Source organism: Klebsiella sp. C349492 (genome assembly GCF_042055345.1).
GTDB classification, from domain to species: Bacteria; Pseudomonadota; Gammaproteobacteria; order Enterobacterales; family Enterobacteriaceae; genus Klebsiella; species Klebsiella scottii.
The window spans coordinates 514,342-531,057 of the sequence record NZ_JANQCE010000003.1 but is presented as its reverse complement, the minus strand read 5'-3'; the positions used below and the strand labels follow the sequence as shown (position 1 = coordinate 531,057).

At 60.2% G+C, this 16,716-nt stretch carries 10 protein-coding genes; 7 read left to right on the top strand and 3 right to left on the bottom strand.

Translation table 11 applies throughout. From position 1 onward, the window contains the following. Positions 1 to 26: 26 nt before the first annotated feature. Complete coding sequence (gene sseB, locus NWP14_RS15060; protein ID WP_095100281.1) at positions 27 to 803, top strand: enhanced serine sensitivity protein SseB; 777 nt, start codon at positions 27 to 29, stop codon at positions 801 to 803. A 31-nt stretch (positions 804 to 834) separates the two neighbouring features. Here the strand turns inward: sseB and sseA are convergent, their stop codons facing one another. The 3 genes from sseA to NWP14_RS15045 form a co-directional block, all read right to left on the bottom strand. Beyond that, complete coding sequence (gene sseA, locus NWP14_RS15055; protein WP_346430896.1) at positions 835 to 1,680, bottom strand: 3-mercaptopyruvate sulfurtransferase; 846 nt, start codon at positions 1,678 to 1,680, stop codon at positions 835 to 837. Between the two features lie 123 nt (positions 1,681 to 1,803). Then, positions 1,804 to 2,988, bottom strand: a complete 1,185-nt coding sequence (locus tag NWP14_RS15050; RefSeq protein WP_375215588.1) for an amidohydrolase — start codon at positions 2,986 to 2,988, stop codon at positions 1,804 to 1,806. 37 nt (positions 2,989 to 3,025) lie between these two features. Next, positions 3,026 to 4,237 (bottom strand): hypothetical protein, encoded by a 1,212-nt coding sequence (locus NWP14_RS15045; RefSeq protein WP_346430898.1) that lies wholly within the window; start codon positions 4,235 to 4,237, stop codon positions 3,026 to 3,028. 628 nt (positions 4,238 to 4,865) lie between these two features. On the opposite strand from NWP14_RS15045, the gene NWP14_RS15040 reads away from it, so the two are divergent. The 6 genes from NWP14_RS15040 to ispG all read left to right on the top strand — a co-directional run bounded on the left by NWP14_RS15040 (position 4,866) and on the right by ispG (position 16,643). After that, the gene (locus NWP14_RS15040) at positions 4,866 to 9,815 is read left to right on the top strand and encodes an alpha-2-macroglobulin (RefSeq protein ID WP_375215587.1); all 4,950 of its coding nucleotides are present in this window, start codon (positions 4,866 to 4,868) and stop codon (positions 9,813 to 9,815) included. Next, positions 9,816 to 12,140: a peptidoglycan glycosyltransferase PbpC gene (pbpC, locus tag NWP14_RS15035; RefSeq protein ID WP_095100301.1), complete on the top strand. Its 2,325-nt coding sequence runs from the start codon at positions 9,816 to 9,818 to the stop codon at positions 12,138 to 12,140. Between the two features lie 160 nt (positions 12,141 to 12,300). After that, a complete protein-coding gene (ndk, locus tag NWP14_RS15030) occupies positions 12,301 to 12,732 on the top strand; it encodes a nucleoside-diphosphate kinase (protein ID WP_041146713.1) in 432 nt (143 codons plus the stop codon). Between the two features lie 334 nt (positions 12,733 to 13,066). Continuing rightward, positions 13,067 to 14,233 (top strand): bifunctional tRNA (adenosine(37)-C2)-methyltransferase TrmG/ribosomal RNA large subunit methyltransferase RlmN, encoded by a 1,167-nt coding sequence (locus tag NWP14_RS15025; protein ID WP_095100303.1) that lies wholly within the window; start codon positions 13,067 to 13,069, stop codon positions 14,231 to 14,233. 272 nt (positions 14,234 to 14,505) lie between these two features. Then, a complete protein-coding gene (rodZ, locus tag NWP14_RS15020; protein ID WP_346430901.1) occupies positions 14,506 to 15,495 on the top strand; it encodes a cytoskeleton protein RodZ in 990 nt (329 codons plus the stop codon). A 26-nt stretch (positions 15,496 to 15,521) separates the two neighbouring features. Next, a complete protein-coding gene (ispG, locus tag NWP14_RS15015; protein WP_095100309.1) occupies positions 15,522 to 16,643 on the top strand; it encodes a flavodoxin-dependent (E)-4-hydroxy-3-methylbut-2-enyl-diphosphate synthase in 1,122 nt (373 codons plus the stop codon). Positions 16,644 to 16,716: the final 73 nt, after the last annotated feature.

The following is a 16,716-nucleotide window of genomic DNA, read 5'->3' as shown; positions in this document are numbered from 1 at the left end:
TTTCTGATTCTGATGTTGTGAGAGCCATGTCCGAAACTAAAAATGAATTAGAAACGCTGCTGGAAAAGGCGGCGATTGAGCCAGGCCATCGCCCGGCTTTTTTCCGTACGCTGCTGGAGTCCACCGTTTGGGTGCCCGGCGCGGCGGCTGAAGGTGAACAGGTTGTCGAAGAGAGCGCCGTAGACCTGCAGCACTGGGAAAAAGATGATGGCGCCTCGGTCATTCCCTTTTTTACCTCGCTGGAGGCGCTGCAGCAGGCGGTCGAAGACGAGCAGTCTTTTGTGGCGATGCCGGCGCGTACGCTGATGGCGATGACGCTGGGCGAGACGCTGTTCCTCAATGCCAAACTGCCGGCCGGAAAAGAGTTTACGCCGAACGAAATCAAGCATCTGCTGGGTGAAGATGGCGGTCCTCTCAGCGCGCAAACCGTGCTGGAAGGCGGGCAGCCGCTGCTGCTGTCTGAGGTGGCCGAGCCGCCGGCGCAGATGGTGGATTCGCTGACCACGCTCTTTAAATCCCTGAAAACCGTAAAGCGCGCGTTTCTGTGCTCGATTAAGGACAGCGCCGACGCGCCGGCGAATCTGCTTATCGGCATTGAGGCCGAGGGGGATATTGAAGAGGTCATCCAGGCGACCGGCAGCGTGGCAACCGACACGCAGCCCGGCGATGAGCCGATCGATATTTGTCAGGTCGTGGAAGGGGAGAAGGGCATCAGCCACTTTATGATTGCCCATATCGCGCCATTCTATGAAAAGCGCTGGGGCAGCTTCCTGCGCGATTTCAAGCAGAACCGCATTATCTGATGACGGCGGGGCATTAACCCCGCCGCTATTTTTATTGCGCCGGCTCTATCGGCAGATCCGGGCGGGCGCCCCATTCGCTCCACGAACCGTCATACAGGCAGACGCCGTTGACGCCCAGCGTCGTCAGCGCCAGCACCACCACGGCCGCCGTGACGCCGGACCCGCAGCTGGCGATAATCGGCCGCTCAAAATCCACGCCCTGACGCAGGAAAATATCATTCAGCTCGTCGATAGTTTTCAGCTCGCCGTTAATCACCAGCTCGGTCCACGGGACGTTCAGCGCCCCGGGAATATGCCCCCGGCGCAGGCCAGGACGCGGCTCATCGACGAGTCCGTTAAAGCGCCCGGCCGGACGCGCGTCGACGATCTGGGCCGATCCTTCATGGCTCACCAGCAGCACGTCGGTCAGCCGCTTAACCACCAGCGGATCGAAGCGGCCGTCGAATTCGCCCTCCGGTAGCTGCGGATCGTCCTGCTCCAGCGGCAGCTCATCGCGCTGCCAGCCGGCCAGGCCGCCGGCGAGAATAGAGACGTTTTCGACCCCGAAGGTCCGCAGCATCCACCAGGCGCGCGGCGCCGAGAAGAGGTTGCCTTCATCGTAAACCACCAGATGCTTATCGCTGCTCACGCCAAGCTCGCGCATCGCCACGGCGAAGGCTTCCGCGCGCGGCATCATATGCGGCAGCGGGCTGGTGCGATCGGAAAGCGCTTCAATATCGAAAAATACGGCGTTGGGAATATGACCCGCGCGATATTCGGCGTGCAAATCGCGATCTTCCTGCCCTGGCGGCGCCATTCGGGCATCGATAATCTGGATTTCCGGGTCATCAATATGTTCCGCTAACCAGTCGGCGGCGATAAAAAACGAAGTGGACATGGCTATCTCCGTGTCATCAACAATAGATAGATTGTTGATGTTTTTGCCCTTACCGACAAGGCATTTTCACGTAATACATATCGTAATGTGATATGTCCCCGGCGCAGGCCGGGGGAGAAACGATCAGAAGCGGTTTTGATGCAGATAGCGCCAGGCGTACTGGGCGTACAGCCCGGCGCCGGTTTTCATCACCTGCTCATCAATATTGAAGCATCCGTGATGGTGGGCGTAGTCGCTCCCTTTCTCTTTATTGCCGGAGCCGAGCAGGGCAAAACAGCCGGGAATGTCCTGCATATAAAAGCTGAAATCCTCTCCGCCGGTCGTGGGCTTTTCGCTGAATAGCACGCCGTCGCCGAAGGCCTCGCGGATCACCGATTGCGCCAGCCGTGCGCTGCGCTCTTCGTTAATCACCGGCAGCGTGCCGTAGCAGTAGTCGACGTCAACGGTCGCACCATACATCGCCGCGGTATGCTGCGCATAGCGCGTTATTGCGGCCTCCAGGCGCTGGCGGGTTTCGATGCTGAAACAGCGCACGGTGCCGTCCAGGACGGCATTTTCGGCAATCACGTTGAACCGGGTGCCGACATCCATTCGGCCGATAGAGACCACCGCGGATTCCAGCGGCGAAGTTTCACGCGCCACGATAGCCTGCAAATTCATCACGAAGGCGGAGGCGACGACCGCCGCATCGATGCAGGCCTCCGGCATTGAACCGTGACCGCCGCGGCCGCGAAAAGTGACTTTGAGTAGATCCGCGGAGGCAAACGACGACCCCACGTTGCAGGAGATTTTACCGGCAGGCGAGCCGGACCAGATGTGCATGCCAAAAATGTTGTCGACGCTATCGAGCGCGCCCTGGTCGATCATGGCTTTCGCCCCCTCGGCAATCTCCTCGGCGGGCTGAAAAATTAAACGCACGTTACCGGCCATCTGCTCGCGAACCTCATACAGCGCGCGGGCAGCGGTGAGCAGCATTGCGGTATGGGAATCATGCCCGCAGGCGTGCATTTTCCCGGCGATTTGCGATTTATAGCTGAGCCGATCGTTGAGCTCCTGCACCGGCAGCGCATCCATATCGGCGCGCAGGGCGACCGTCTTGCCCGGCCTGCCGCCGGCGATGTCTGCAATGACGCCGGTCGGAACGGTACGACGACAGGCGATGCCGATGCTCTCCAGTTCTGCCACGACGCGCTCCGTCGTTCGCCGTTCCTCCCACGGCAGCTCCGGGTGGGCGTGTAGATCGCGGCGAAAGTCGATTGTCGCCTGCTCTTCTCTGGCGATGATGGCGGTAATAGCGGGGTTAATCATAAAACGGACTCCATAGGGACGTAGAAAATGAAAGACTTCAGCCGATAACCGGCGCCAGATAACCCACCAGTATTCCGGCCAGGATGACGGAAACAATCGTCACGGAGATAAACCCGCCGACCAGCATTGGCCCCAGCATGTGCTGAGTCAGCATCTGGCGTTCTTTTTCATCCTGGGTGAGGGAGTTAATGGCTTCGTTGGTGATGATGTAATCCGCCGGAAAGCCGTACAGCGCGGTCAGGGAGATGGCGAACGACATGGCGCCGCTGACGCCGAGCGCTTTCCCTACGGCCCAGGAAACGATAAACATGCCGATAACCGCCGTGGCGATGAGCACCGCCATCGGATAAAGCAGGCGCAGCAGCATATCCGGCGTGGCTTTGTTCAGGGTATCAAAGATAAACAGCATCAATGCCATTACGGCAAAGCCGAATCCGTTCGCTTTTTGCAGCGTATGTTTTTCAAGAAAGCCCAATGAAGTAAAGACCACGCCAAAAAACAGGCACAGTACGAACGGGCTGATGCTCACGATGGGTTTTGCCAGCTCGGAGACAAACCAGGCCAGGCAGCCCACCATCGCCAGGCGCAGGAATTTAAAATAGGTACTGTTGTAGCTGGTGGGGATGCGGCTAAACAGATGCGGCATCATTTCCTCACCGCAGGCGAGGAGGGGCCGTTCATCTTCAGCGCTATCAGGATGATGCTCGCCGCTGCGGTGGCGCGTAAGCAACGCTTTTCCTTCGCGTTGTAGCATGATGGCGGTGAGGGGATAGCCGGCGAATCCCTGCATCACGTAAATCAGAATCGCCAGCACCGACAGATCCACCAGCCCGGCGTTGCTAGCGCCTTGCGACATAATCAATGATGAAACGATCCCGCCGACCAGCGGCGGGATGGTAACCAGCGCGGTGTTGTGGTCAAACAGCAGCAGGCTCACCGCGAAGACGGCCACCGTTATCCCGGCGATACCCGCAAGCGCGACGATCACCGTTTTCCACTGGCGCATGAGCTCCTTCAGCGACAGCAGGGTCCCCATATTGGTAATCAGCAGATACATCAGCATGATGGCGACGGGGGCCGTGATCCCCGCCCGGCTGATAATATCGGCCGGGAAAAATGTCCAGTACCCGCCCAGAAACAGCACCGCACAGACAAAGACGGAAGGGACCCAGGCTTTGGTGCGGGTCGAAATAACATCGCCTGTATAAAGAATAAAAATAATAATTAAAAGAGCGCTCATTTGTGACATAAATAATTCCCATATTACGTATTTCATATGTCAATACGGAACGGATGGCTGTTGTGCCGTTATTGATTCCGCAGAACGGGCGGTCAGTGCTACCACCAGAAGTTTTTTAGCCGACGTGGGCATTAACATATACCGTGAATCATGCGCCTGGCCGGGCAGCGGCAGTGAAGCCATTTCTCCATCTGAAGATGAGAAGGGACGGCTGCCGCGAAGGTAAGGGCGGCATGACATATCACGGTATAGCGTTCAAGTAAGAGAAAACCAGCAGGTTGTCAATTTATAGACGGGGGCTAATGTTAATTTCAGAATTAAGCCGGGCGGAAGTATGCGCTTTCACATTATAATTAAATCTGCGTATTATCACTCTCTCTTATTTTTAATTGCGCTCTGCGATATGTTTTATATTCATCGTGCGAAGTTTGTTGTAATCTTTCGCGCTGCCCGGACGCAAATACGCCGTCGTTATTATTCTCATCTGCCGGGTAAAACCTATCGCTGAAATTATATCATCGGGAAAATCAGGCCGTCGGCGCGCTGCGGATACTATAAGCAATTGGTAATTCCGCCGTTGACGCATAATAATGTGTTCACTACAGGTATCTGGCTGTTTGGGCCAAGGGGTTAAAGGATGAAACCATTTCGTTTAGCGACGCTATCTCTGGCGCTGCTTACCGCTCTTTCGCTTGCCGGCTGCGACGATAGCGGCAAAACTCAGACCGCTGCGCCAGCCGCATCTTCTTCTGCGGATAATCAGGGCGCAGCGAAACCGGACGGCGCCCAGCTCGCTAAGCTGGCGGAGAAAAGTAAAGGCAAGGCGCTGACGCTGCTCGACGCCTCGGAAGTCCAGCTGGACGGCGCGGCGACGCTGGTCCTGACCTTCTCCGTTCCGCTGCAGCCGGATCAGGATTTCTCCCGCAGCGTGCACCTTGTCGATAAAAAAAGCGGGAAGGTTGACGGCGCTTGGGAGCTGGCGCCGAACCTGAAAGAGCTGCGCCTGCGCCATCTTGAGCCGAAACGGGAGCTGATTGTCTCCGTTGACCCCACGCTGACCGCGCTGAATACCGCGACCTTTGGTACCTCTTTTGAAAAAACGATCGCCACCCGCGACGTCGCCCCCAGCATCGGCTTTGCCAGCCGGGGCTCGCTGCTGCCGGGCAAAGTCGTGGCCGGGCTGCCGGTGATGGCCCTGAACGTCGATAGCGTCGACGTGAACTTCTTCCGTATCAAACCCGAATCGCTGTCCGCCTTCGTCAGCCAGTGGGAGTACCGGAATTCGTTAAGCAACTGGGAGTCCGACGAGCTGCTAAAAATGGCCGACCTGGTCTACAGCGGACGTTTTGACCTCAATCCGGCGCGCAATACGCGGGAAAAGCTGCTGCTGCCGCTGGCGGATATCAAACCCTTGCAGCAGCCGGGCGTCTACGTGGCGGTGATGAACCAGGCGGGCCATTACAGCTACAGCAACGCCGCGACGCTGTTTACGCTCAGCGATATTGGCGTCTCGGCGCATCGCTACCATAACCGGCTGGACGTCTTTACCCAAAGCCTCGAAAACGGCGCGGCGCAGTCCGGTATCGAGGTTCAGCTGCTCAACGCCAAAGGGCAGACGCTGGCGCAGGCCAAAAGCGACGGCCAGGGCCACGTGACGCTGCAAACCGATAAAGACGCCGCGCTGCTGCTGGCGCGCAAAGAGGGGCAAACCACCCTGCTGGATCTCAAGCTGCCCGCGCTGGATCTGGCGGAGTTCGCCATTTCCGGGGCCCCCGGTTTTAGCAAGCAGTTCTTTATGTTTGGCCCTCGCGATCTCTATCGCCCGGGGGAGACGGTGATCCTCAACGCGCTGCTGCGCGACGGCGACGGCAGGCCGCTGGCCGAGCAGCCGGTGAAGTTCGATGTGGTTCAGCCGGACGGCCAGGTGATCCGCTCCCTGGTGAGCCAGCCGGTGAACGGCCTGTATCAGTTTACCTGGCCGCTCGACGCCGGCGCGGCCACCGGTATGTGGCATATCCGCGCCAGCACCGGCGACAATCAGCCGCGCGAGTGGGACTTCCACGTTGAAGACTTCATGCCCGAGCGGATGGCGCTGAACCTGAGCGCGCAAAAGGCTGCCGTTGCGCCGAATGCCGACGTGACCTTTGCCGTCGCCGGGGCCTATTTATACGGCGCGCCTGCCAGCGGCAACCAGCTGCAGGGGAAACTGTTCCTGCGTCCGCTGCGCGATGCGGTCGCCGCGCTGCCGGGCTTCCAGTTCGGCGATATTGCCGAGGAAAACCTCTCCCGCAGCCTCGATGAAGTACAGATGACGCTGGACGAAAAAGGCCACGGGGAAGTGACCACCGCCAGCCAGTGGCAGGATAGCCATTCGCCGCTGCAGGTGATTTTACAAGCCAGCCTGCTGGAGTCCGGCGGTCGTCCCGTGACCCGCACCGTGCAGCAGGCTATCTGGCCTGCCGATGCCCTGCCGGGCATCCGTCCTGAATTCACCCTGAAAGACGTGTATGACTACCGGACCGACAGCACGGTGAAGCAGCCGGTGGTGGATGAAAACAGCACCGCCGGATTCGAGATTGTCTATGCCGATGCCGCCGGAGACAAAAAAGCGGTCTCCGGACTGCAGGTGCGCCTCATTCGCGAACGCCGCGACTACTACTGGAACTGGTCGGATAGCGAAGGCTGGCAGTCGCAGTTCGACCAGAAAGACCTGCAGGAGGGCGAAGAGTCGCTGGATCTGCTGGCCGGACAAACGGCGAAGATCAGCTTCCCGGTGGAGTGGGGCTCTTACCGGCTGGAGGTGGAGGACCCGGAGGGCGCGGTCAGCAGCGTGCGCTTCTGGGCCGGCTACAGCTGGCAGGATAACAGCGACGGCGCGGGGGCCGCGCGCCCGGACCGGGTCACCATGAAGCTGGATAAACCGGCCTACAAGCCCGGTGACACCATCAAGCTGCATATCGCCGCGCCGGCGGCAGGCAAAGGCTATGCGCTGGTCGAGTCCAGCGAAGGCCCGCTGTGGTGGCAGGAAATTGACGTTCCGGCCGCAGGGATGGATCTGTCGATCCCGGTCGATAAAGCCTGGAACCGCCATGACCTCTACCTCAGCACGCTGGTGATTCGCCCCGGCGACAAATCGCGCTCCGCGACGCCGAAACGGGCGGTGGGGCTGCTGCATCTGCCGCTCGGCGATGAAAACCGCCGCCTGACCCTTGCGCTGGATGCGCCGGAAAAAATGCGTCCCAACCAGCCGCTGACGGTAAAAGTGAAAGCCAGCGTTAAAGAGGGCGAGACGCCGAAGCAGGTGAATGTCCTGCTCTCGGCCGTTGATAGCGGCGTGCTGAACATTACCGACTACGCGACGCCGGACCCGTGGAACGCCTTTTTTGGCCAGAAGCGCTACGGGGCGGATATTTACGATATCTACGGCCAGGTGATTGAGGGCCAGGGACGACTGGCGAGCCTGCGCTTCGGCGGCGACGGTGACGAGCTCAAGCGCGGCGGTAAGCCGCCGGTCAATCACGTGACGATTATTGCGCAGCAGGCCCGGCCGGTAACGCTTGATGACAATGGCGAAGGAACCGTGACGCTGCCGATCGGTGATTTTAACGGCGAGCTGCGGGTGATGGCCCAGGCGTGGACCGCCGATGATTTTGGCAGCAGCGAAGACAAAGTGGTGGTCGCCGCGCCGGTAATTGCCGAGCTGAATACGCCGCGCTTCCTCGCCAGCGGCGATACCACGCGCCTGGCGCTGGATCTCAGCAACCTGACCGACAGGCCGCAAACGCTGAACGTTGCGCTTAGCGCCGGCGGCCTGCTGCAGCTTGCGCAGCCGGCAATCGCGCCGGTTCAGCTGGCGCCGGGCGCGCGTCGCACCCTGTTTGTGCCGGTTAGCGCCAAAGAGGGGTTTGGCGACGGCCAGCTCAGCGCGACCATTAGCGGCCTGAACCTGCCGGGCGAGACCTTCGCCCCGCTGCAAAAGCAGTGGAAAATTGGCGTCCGTCCGGCCTTCCCGGCGCAGACGGTCAACGTTGGCGCGGTGCTGCAGCCTGGCGAAAGCTGGCAGGCGCCGCCGGAGCAAACGCTCGGCTTCTCGCCGGCGACCCTGCAGGGGCAGCTGGTGTTCAGCGGCAAGCCGCCGCTCAATCTGGCCCGCTATATTCGCGAGCTGAAAGCCTATCCTTACGGCTGCCTGGAACAGACCGCCAGCGGATTGTTCCCGTCGCTTTACACCAGCGCGGCGCAGCTGAAAACGCTGGGCATTGAGGGCGACAGCGATGAAAAACGCCGCGCGGCGGTGGATCTCGGCATCGCGCGCCTGCTGCAGATGCAGCGCGACGACGGCGGCTTTGCGCTATGGGATAAAAACGGGCCGGAGGAGTACTGGCTGACCGCCTACGCTATGGACTTCCTTGTGCGGGCGGGCGAGCAGGGCTACAGCGTGCCGGCCAACGCTATCAATAACGGTAACCAGCGCCTGCTGCGCTATCTGCAGGAGCCGGGGCTGATGACCGTGCGCTACAGCGACGACGCGCCGGCCAGCCGCTTTGCCGCCCAGGCCTACGCCGCTCTGGTGCTGGCTCGTCAGCAAAAGGCGCCCCTTGGCGCGCTGCGTGAAATCTGGACCCGCCATGACCAGGCGCGATCCGGCCTGCCGCTGCTGCAGCTCGGCATTGCGCTGAAAGCGATGGGCGACGCGCCGCGCGGCGAGCAGGCGCTGAAGCTGGCGATGAGCACGCCGCGTCAGGATCGGGATCGCTGGCTGGGAGATTACGGCAGCGCGCTGCGCGATGATGCGCTGAAGCTGGCGCTGCTGGAGGAGAATAAGCTGCTGCCGGAGGCGCAAAACTCGCTGCTGAGCAATCTGGCTGACGAGGCCTACGGCCAGCGCTGGCTCTCTACTCAGGAGAGCAACGCGCTGTTCCTTGCCGGCCGCGCGCTGCAGGATTTACCCGGCAGCTGGCAGGCGCAAACCTCATTGCAGGCGCAGCCGCTCGCGGCGGATAAAGCGCAGACCCGCAACCTGACCGGCGACCAGCTGGCGGCGCTGCAGGTCAGCAATACCGGCAGCCAGCCGCTCTGGCTGCGTCTTGACAGCAGCGGCTATCCGCTTAGCGCCCCGCAGCCTTCGGGCAACGTGCTGGGTATTGAACGGCAGATCTTCGACACTCGCGGGCAGCAAAAATCGCTGAGCTCGCTGCGCAGCGGCGAGCTGGTGCTGGTGAAGCTGGAAATTACCGCTAAACGTAATGTGCCGGATGCGCTGGTCGTCGATCTGCTGCCGGCGGGGCTTGAGCTGGAAAACCAGAACCTGGCAAACAGCAGCGCCAGCCTGCAGGAGAACGGAGAGGCGGTGCAGAACCTGCTCAACCAAATGCAGCAGGCGGATATTCAGCATATCGAATTCCGCGACGATCGCTTTGTTGCCGCGGTAGCGGTAAACGAAGGGCAGCCGGTTACGCTGGTCTACCTGGCGCGGGCGGTGACGCCTGGGACCTATCAGGTTCCTCAGCCGCAGGTGGAATCGATGTACGTTCCGCAGTGGCGGGCAACCGGTACGGCCAGCGGCCCGCTGATCGTCACTCCGTAAATGCGGCGGTTGGTGAAGATAAGGCGCCGCTGGCGATGGCTGGCGGCGACGCCGTTCCTGCTGTGGCTGGCGCTGCTGGCGGCGGATCGCCTGTGGCCGCTGCCGCTGCACGAGGTGGCTCCGGCCAGGGTGGTGGTGGCCCAGGACGGTACGCCGCTGTGGCGCTTTGCGGACAAGCAGGGCGTCTGGCGCTATCCGGTGACTCTTGATGACGTGTCGCCGCGCTATCTGCAGGCCCTGATCCAGTACGAAGACCGCTGGTTCTGGGATCACCCCGGCGTAAACCCGCTGGCCATTGCCCGCGCGGCCTGGCAGGACGCAACCTCCGGGCGCGTCATTTCGGGCGGCAGCACGCTGACTATGCAGGTTGCGCGCCTGCTCGACCCTCATCCCCGAACCTTCGGCGGCAAGCTGCGCCAGCTGTGGCGCGCGCTGCAGCTGGAGTGGCATTTATCGAAAAGCGAGATCCTGACCCTGTACCTCAACCGCGCGCCGTTTGGCGGCACGCTGCAGGGGATCGGCGCCGCCAGCTGGGCTTATCTAGGGAAACCGCCGGCCCGGCTCAGCTACGGCGAAGCGGCCCTGCTGGCGGTGCTGCCGCAGGCGCCGAGCCGTCTGCGTCCGGATCGCTGGCCGCAGCGGGCTCAGGCGGCGCGTGATAAAGTGCTGGCGCGTATGCAAACCCAGGGCGTGTGGTCGGAGAAGACGGTGCGCGAGGCCGTGGAAGAGCCGGTATGGCTGTTCCCCCGCCAGATGCCGCAGCTGGCACCGCTTTTTTCCCGGCGGATGCTGGCAAGCAGCGGCGAAGACAAGGTGGTGACGACCCTCGATGCCGGGCTGCAGCGCCAGCTGGAGGATTTAGCCCTCAACTGGAAATCGCGCCTGCCGCCGCGCAGCTCGCTGGCGATTGTCGTCGTCGATCATACCGATATGCGCGTGCGGGGCTGGGTCGGCTCGGCGGATATTAGCGATGACAGCCGCTTTGGGCACATCGATATGGTGTCGGCGATCCGTTCTCCGGGCTCCGTATTGAAGCCGTTTGTCTACGGCATGGCGCTGGACGAGGGGCTGATTCATCCGGCCTCTCTACTGCAGGACGTCCCGCGGCGGTTCAGCGATTATCGGCCCGGTAACTTTGACAGCGGCTTTCATGGCCCGGTCAGCGCCAGCGACGCGCTGGTGCGCTCTCTGAACCTTCCGGCAGTGCAGGTGCTTGAAGCCTACGGGCCAAAACGGTTTGCCGCCACGCTGCGCAACGCCGGCCTGCCGCTGATGCTGCCGCCGGGCGCCGAGCCCAATCTGTCGCTGATCCTTGGCGGCGCAGGCGCCCGGCTTGCGGATATCGTGGCGGCGTATAGCGCGTTTGCCCGTCACGGCAAGGCGGGTCGGCTGCGGATGACGCCGGACGCGCCGCTGGTGGAGCGGCCGCTGCTGTCGCCAGGGGCGGCGTGGATAGTGCGGCGAATTCTGGCCGGTGGATCTCAGCCGCTCCCCGATGACTCGCTGGTTCAGGTGGTGCCGCTGGCGTGGAAAACCGGCACCAGCTACGGCTATCGCGACGCCTGGGCGGTTGGCGTTAACGCCCGCTATCTTATCGGTATCTGGACCGGGCGGCCTGACGGTACGCCGGTGGTCGGGCAGTTTGGCTTCGCCAGCGCGGTACCGCTGCTAAATCAGGTCAACAATATGCTGCTGGCACGGCCGACGGCGGGGCGCGACGGGCTGCCTGCCGATCCGCGCCCGCCGTCGGTGAGGGCGGCAACCATCTGCTGGCCCGGCGGGCAGAACCTGCCGCCGGGAGACGCCAACTGCCGCCGTCGGCTGGCTACCTGGCTGCTCGACGATAGCCAGCCGCCGACGCTGCTGTTGCCGGGTCAGGAAGGCGTGCGCGGCATTCGTTTTCCGGTATGGGTAGATAAGCACGGGCTGCGGGTCGCGGCCGACTGTCCGGGTGCGGTGGAGAAAAACGTCGACGTCTGGCCGCTGCCGCTGGAGCCGTGGCTGCCGGCGAACGAGCGCCGTCGGGCGAGACTGGGGCCGGCATCGGCGGAGTGTCCGCCGCCGCCAGGCGCAGATGCCGCGCCGCTGGTGCTTTCCGGCATTCGCGATGGCGCGGTCATTAAGCGTTTGCCCGGCGCGGCGCGGGTGGTGGTGCCGCTGCAGACCACCGGCGGCGAAGGGCGACGCTGGTGGTTTCTCAACGGCGAACCGCTGGAGGCGGCGGGGGCCGGCGCGAGCCTGACCCTGGAGCGGCTGGATAGCTATCAGCTGGTGGTTATGGATGAGGCGGGGCAGGTTGCGGCGGCGAATTTCACTCTGCAATAAAGTCGGGGCGGCAAGGCCCTGCTTTTTGTGTTGCTAAAGCTCGTCTTATTTTAACAAAATGTTACCTTCATCCATAGGCAGCGCCTGAGTTGCTCATTATAATGCGCGCCAGGCCATACGATCGTATGCCCAACAACATAAAATTTTATTAGAGGTAATCATGGCTATTGAACGTACTTTTTCCATCATTAAACCAAACGCGGTGGCAAAAAACGTTATTGGCGGCATCTTTTCTCGCTTCGAAGCTGCAGGGTTCAAAATCGTCGGCACCAAAATGCTGCACCTGACCGTTGAACAGGCTCGCGGTTTCTACGCCGAGCACGAAGGTCGCCCGTTCTTTGACGGTCTGGTTGAGTTTATGACTTCCGGCCCGATCGTCGTATCCGTTCTGGAAAGCGAAAATGCCGTGCAGCGTCACCGTGACCTGCTGGGCGCAACTAACCCGGACAACGCGCTGGCCGGCACCCTGCGTGCTGACTACGCTGACAGCTTCACCGAGAACGGCACCCACGGTTCCGACTCCGTTGAATCTGCTGCCCGCGAAATCGCGTTCTTCTTCGCCGAAGGCGAAGTTTGCCCGCGCACCCGTTAATCTCCTGCGTCTTTCACGCCACCGCTTTGTTGGCTTCATTCGCGCACCCCGGTCACATAGCTATCTATGCTCCCGGGGATTTGCGAACTTGCCGCCTCGCCGTGACGTGAAATACTTTGGAAATTCAGATCCTCAGCTTTTCGACAATCGAAAAGCCATAGAGGATTAAGTACGCAGCAACAGATTTTTTCATCATTGCCGCGTGCAAACGTGGTATTGATACACCAGACTTTGTACAATGCAGCGCCCCTGGACGAGCACTCGTTCATTGGGGCGCTTCTTTTTTTCAACCCTCCTGGGGCCATAACGTGTAACAACGAGGCCGGAATAGATTATGTCTGAACATATTGTCACGCCTGATAACGCCGCTCTGACGGTGCCGAACAAAGATGCCAAAATTAACCTGCTGGATCTGAACCGTCAGCAGCTGCGCGAGTTTTTCAAAAACATGGGCGAAAAGCCCTTCCGCGCCGATCAGGTGATGAAATGGATGTATCACTACTGCAGCGATGACTTTGATGATATGACCGATATCAACAAAGTTCTGCGCGGCAAGCTGAAGGAAGTCGCGGAAATTCGCGCGCCGGAAGTCGTCGAGGAGCAGCGCTCCAGCGATGGCACGATCAAATGGGCGATTGCCGTCGGCGATCAGCGCGTTGAAACGGTATATATCCCGGAGGACGATCGCGCGACTCTGTGCGTCTCCTCTCAGGTTGGCTGTGCGTTAGAGTGTAAATTCTGTTCGACGGCGCAGCAGGGCTTTAACCGCAACCTGCGGGTATCAGAAATTATCGGCCAGGTTTGGCGCGCGGCGAAAATCGTCGGCGCGGCAAAAATTACCGGCCAGCGTCCGATCACCAACGTGGTCATGATGGGGATGGGCGAGCCGCTGCTGAACCTGACCAACGTCGTGCCGGCGATGGAAATTATGCTCGACGACTTTGGTTTTGGTCTCTCCAAGCGTCGCGTAACGCTCTCCACTTCCGGCGTTGTCCCGGCGCTGGATAAGCTCGGCGATATGATAGACGTCGCGCTTGCCATCTCTCTGCACGCGCCGAACGATACGATCCGCGATGAGATCGTGCCGATCAACAAAAAGTACAACATCGAGACCTTCCTGAACTCGGTGCGCGGCTATATTTCCAAGTCCAACGCCAACCAGGGCCGGGTGACGATCGAATACGTGATGCTCGATCACGTCAACGACGGCACCGAGCATGCGCACGAGCTGGCGGAGCTGCTGAAGGATACGCCGTGCAAGATCAACCTGATCCCCTGGAACCCGTTCCCGGGCGCGCCGTATGGCCGTAGCTCCAACAGCCGCATCGACCGTTTCTCCAAGGTGCTGATGGATTATGGCTTCACCACCATCGTGCGTAAAACGCGCGGCGACGATATCGATGCCGCCTGCGGACAGCTTGCCGGTGACGTTATCGACCGTACCAAACGTACGCTGCGCAAGCGTATGCAGGGCGAAACGATTGATGTGAAAGCGATCTGATAAATGTGCGGCGCGCAATATTTCACGCGCGCTGCATAATTATGTTGAACCGGTGGGCGAAATAGGCTGATTCGGCCAATAATTACGGTGCGTTTTTGTCGACTTTGAGGCAGTATGTAGCGGCACAACAACCGCTTAGAATTCAATATTGATAAGTATCTGTGATAGTTCGCCATACGGACTTATACTATTTGTCTGACGTTTAGCAGATGTTTCGCGGCGCGGGTTTTACCGGCGCTGAACTTTAAATTTCACGTACCAGTAGTTGTCGAATGAATACTGAAGCCACTCAAGATCATCAAGAAGCAAACACTACGGGCACGCGTCTGCGCAATGCCCGCGAACAACTCGGGCTCAGCCAGCAAGCGGTGGCTGAGCGCTTATGCCTGAAGGTTTCCACGGTTCGTGATATCGAAGACGACAAGGCGCCAGCCGACCTCGCTTCAACCTTCCTGCGCGGCTACATCCGCTCCTATGCGCGTCTCGTGCATATTCCGGAAGAAGAACTGCTGCCGATGATGGCAAAACAGGCACCTATCCGCGCGGCGAAAGTTGCGCCGATGCAGAGCTTCTCTCTGGGCAAACGCCGTAAAAAGCGCGACGGCTGGCTGATGAGCTTCACCTGGCTGGTGCTGTTTGTGGTGATTGGCCTGAGCGGCGCCTGGTGGTGGCAAGACCATAAGGCGCAGCAGGAAGAGATTACCACAATGGCCGACCAGTCAACCGCTGAGCTGAATGCGGGCGACAGCGGCAGCCAGAACATTCCCTTAGATAACGGTGCCGATAACACGGCGCCGGACGGCGCCAACAGCGTGGCGAACAGCGCGCCTGTAGATACCTCTACCGCGCCGGCTCCGGCCCCAGCGGCGTCCGTACCGACTGCGGCGAATAATAACGCCGTCGTTGCTCCGTCTCAGGCGCAGGTCGATACCGCGGCAGGCGCTGCGGCCCCGGCCTCTCCGCTGCCAACCGATCAGGCGAACGTGACCGCAGCCGCTGCGGCTCAGGATCTGGTCCTGAACTTCTCTGCCGACTGCTGGCTGGAAGTCAGCGATGCAACCGGTAAGAAGCTGTTCAGCGGTTTGCAACGCAAAGGCGGTAACCTGAATTTAAGCGGCCAGGCACCTTATAAGCTGAAAATCGGTGCGCCGGCTGCGGTACAGATTCAGTATCTGGGTAAACCAGTCGATTTGAGTCGTTTTATCAGAACTAACCAGGTTGCGCGTCTGACCCTTAATGCCGAAACATCACCGGCGCAGTAACAGACGGGTAACGCGGGAGATTTTTCATGCATAACCAGGCTCCGATTCAACGTAGAAAATCGAAACGAATTTACGTTGGGAATGTGCCGATTGGCGATGGCGCCCCCATCGCCGTCCAGTCGATGACCAATACGCGCACCACTGATGTGGCCGCGACCGTAAATCAAATCAAAGCACTAGAGCGCGTTGGCGCGGACATCGTCCGCGTCTCCGTTCCGACGATGGATGCGGCGGAAGCGTTCAGGCTTATCAAACAGCAGGTCAACGTACCGCTGGTCGCCGATATTCACTTTGACTACCGTATCGCCCTGAAAGTGGCGGAGTACGGGGTGGATTGTCTGCGTATTAACCCGGGAAACATCGGCAACGAAGAGCGTATTCGCATGGTTGTTGACTGCGCCCGTGATAAAAATATTCCTATCCGTATCGGCGTTAACGCCGGTTCGCTGGAAAAAGATCTGCAGGAAAAGTACGGCGAGCCTACGCCGCAGGCGCTGCTGGAATCAGCCATGCGCCACGTCGATCATCTCGATCGTCTGAACTTCGATCAGTTCAAGGTCAGCGTAAAGGCGTCGGATGTTTTCCTGGCGGTGGAATCCTATCGCCTGCTGGCGAAACAGATCGATCAGCCCCTGCATCTTGGGATCACCGAAGCCGGCGGCGCCCGTAGCGGCGCGGTAAAATCGGCGATCGGCCTCGGCCTGCTGCTTAACGAAGGGATCGGCGATACGCTGCGCATTTCGCTGGCGGCGGATCCGCTTGAAGAGATCAAGGTTGGCTTCGATATCCTGAAGTCTCTGCGCATTCGCGCCCGCGGGATCAACTTCATCGCCTGCCCGACCTGTTCGCGTCAGGAGTTTGACGTGATCGGGACCGTCAACGCGCTGGAGCAGCGGCTGGAAGATATCATTACCCCGATGGATATTTCGATCATCGGCTGCGTGGTTAATGGCCCAGGCGAAGCGCTGGTTTCGACGCTCGGCGTCACCGGCGGCAATAAGAAGAGCGGCCTGTATGAAGACGGCGTGCGTAGAGACCGGCTGGATAACGACGATATGATCGATCAGCTGGAAGCGCGTATCCGTGCGAAAGCCTCGATGCTTGATGAAGCGCGCCGTATTGACGTCCAGCAGGTTGAAGAGAAATAATCCGGGGCAGCGTAAGACTTCCCGTGTATGATTGGACCCGCGGGCGCAACGCGCCGGGGTTCATTTTTGTATA

Excerpts from the sequence above, each read along its gene's own strand:
- sseB (WP_095100281.1), top strand. The coding sequence starts at position 27 with ATGTCCGAAACTAAAAATGAATTAGAAACGCTGCTGGAAAAGGCGGCG.
- sseA (WP_346430896.1), bottom strand. The coding sequence starts at position 1,680 with ATGTCCACTTCGTTTTTTATCGCCGCCGACTGGTTAGCGGAACATATT.
- NWP14_RS15050 (WP_375215588.1), bottom strand. The coding sequence starts at position 2,988 with ATGATTAACCCCGCTATTACCGCCATCATCGCCAGAGAAGAGCAGGCG.
- NWP14_RS15045 (WP_346430898.1), bottom strand. The coding sequence starts at position 4,237 with ATGTCACAAATGAGCGCTCTTTTAATTATTATTTTTATTCTTTATACA.
- NWP14_RS15040 (WP_375215587.1), top strand. The coding sequence starts at position 4,866 with ATGAAACCATTTCGTTTAGCGACGCTATCTCTGGCGCTGCTTACCGCT.
- pbpC (WP_095100301.1), top strand. The coding sequence starts at position 9,816 with ATGCGGCGGTTGGTGAAGATAAGGCGCCGCTGGCGATGGCTGGCGGCG.
- ndk (WP_041146713.1), top strand. The coding sequence starts at position 12,301 with ATGGCTATTGAACGTACTTTTTCCATCATTAAACCAAACGCGGTGGCA.
- NWP14_RS15025 (WP_095100303.1), top strand. The coding sequence starts at position 13,067 with ATGTCTGAACATATTGTCACGCCTGATAACGCCGCTCTGACGGTGCCG.
- rodZ (WP_346430901.1), top strand. The coding sequence starts at position 14,506 with ATGAATACTGAAGCCACTCAAGATCATCAAGAAGCAAACACTACGGGC.
- ispG (WP_095100309.1), top strand. The coding sequence starts at position 15,522 with ATGCATAACCAGGCTCCGATTCAACGTAGAAAATCGAAACGAATTTAC.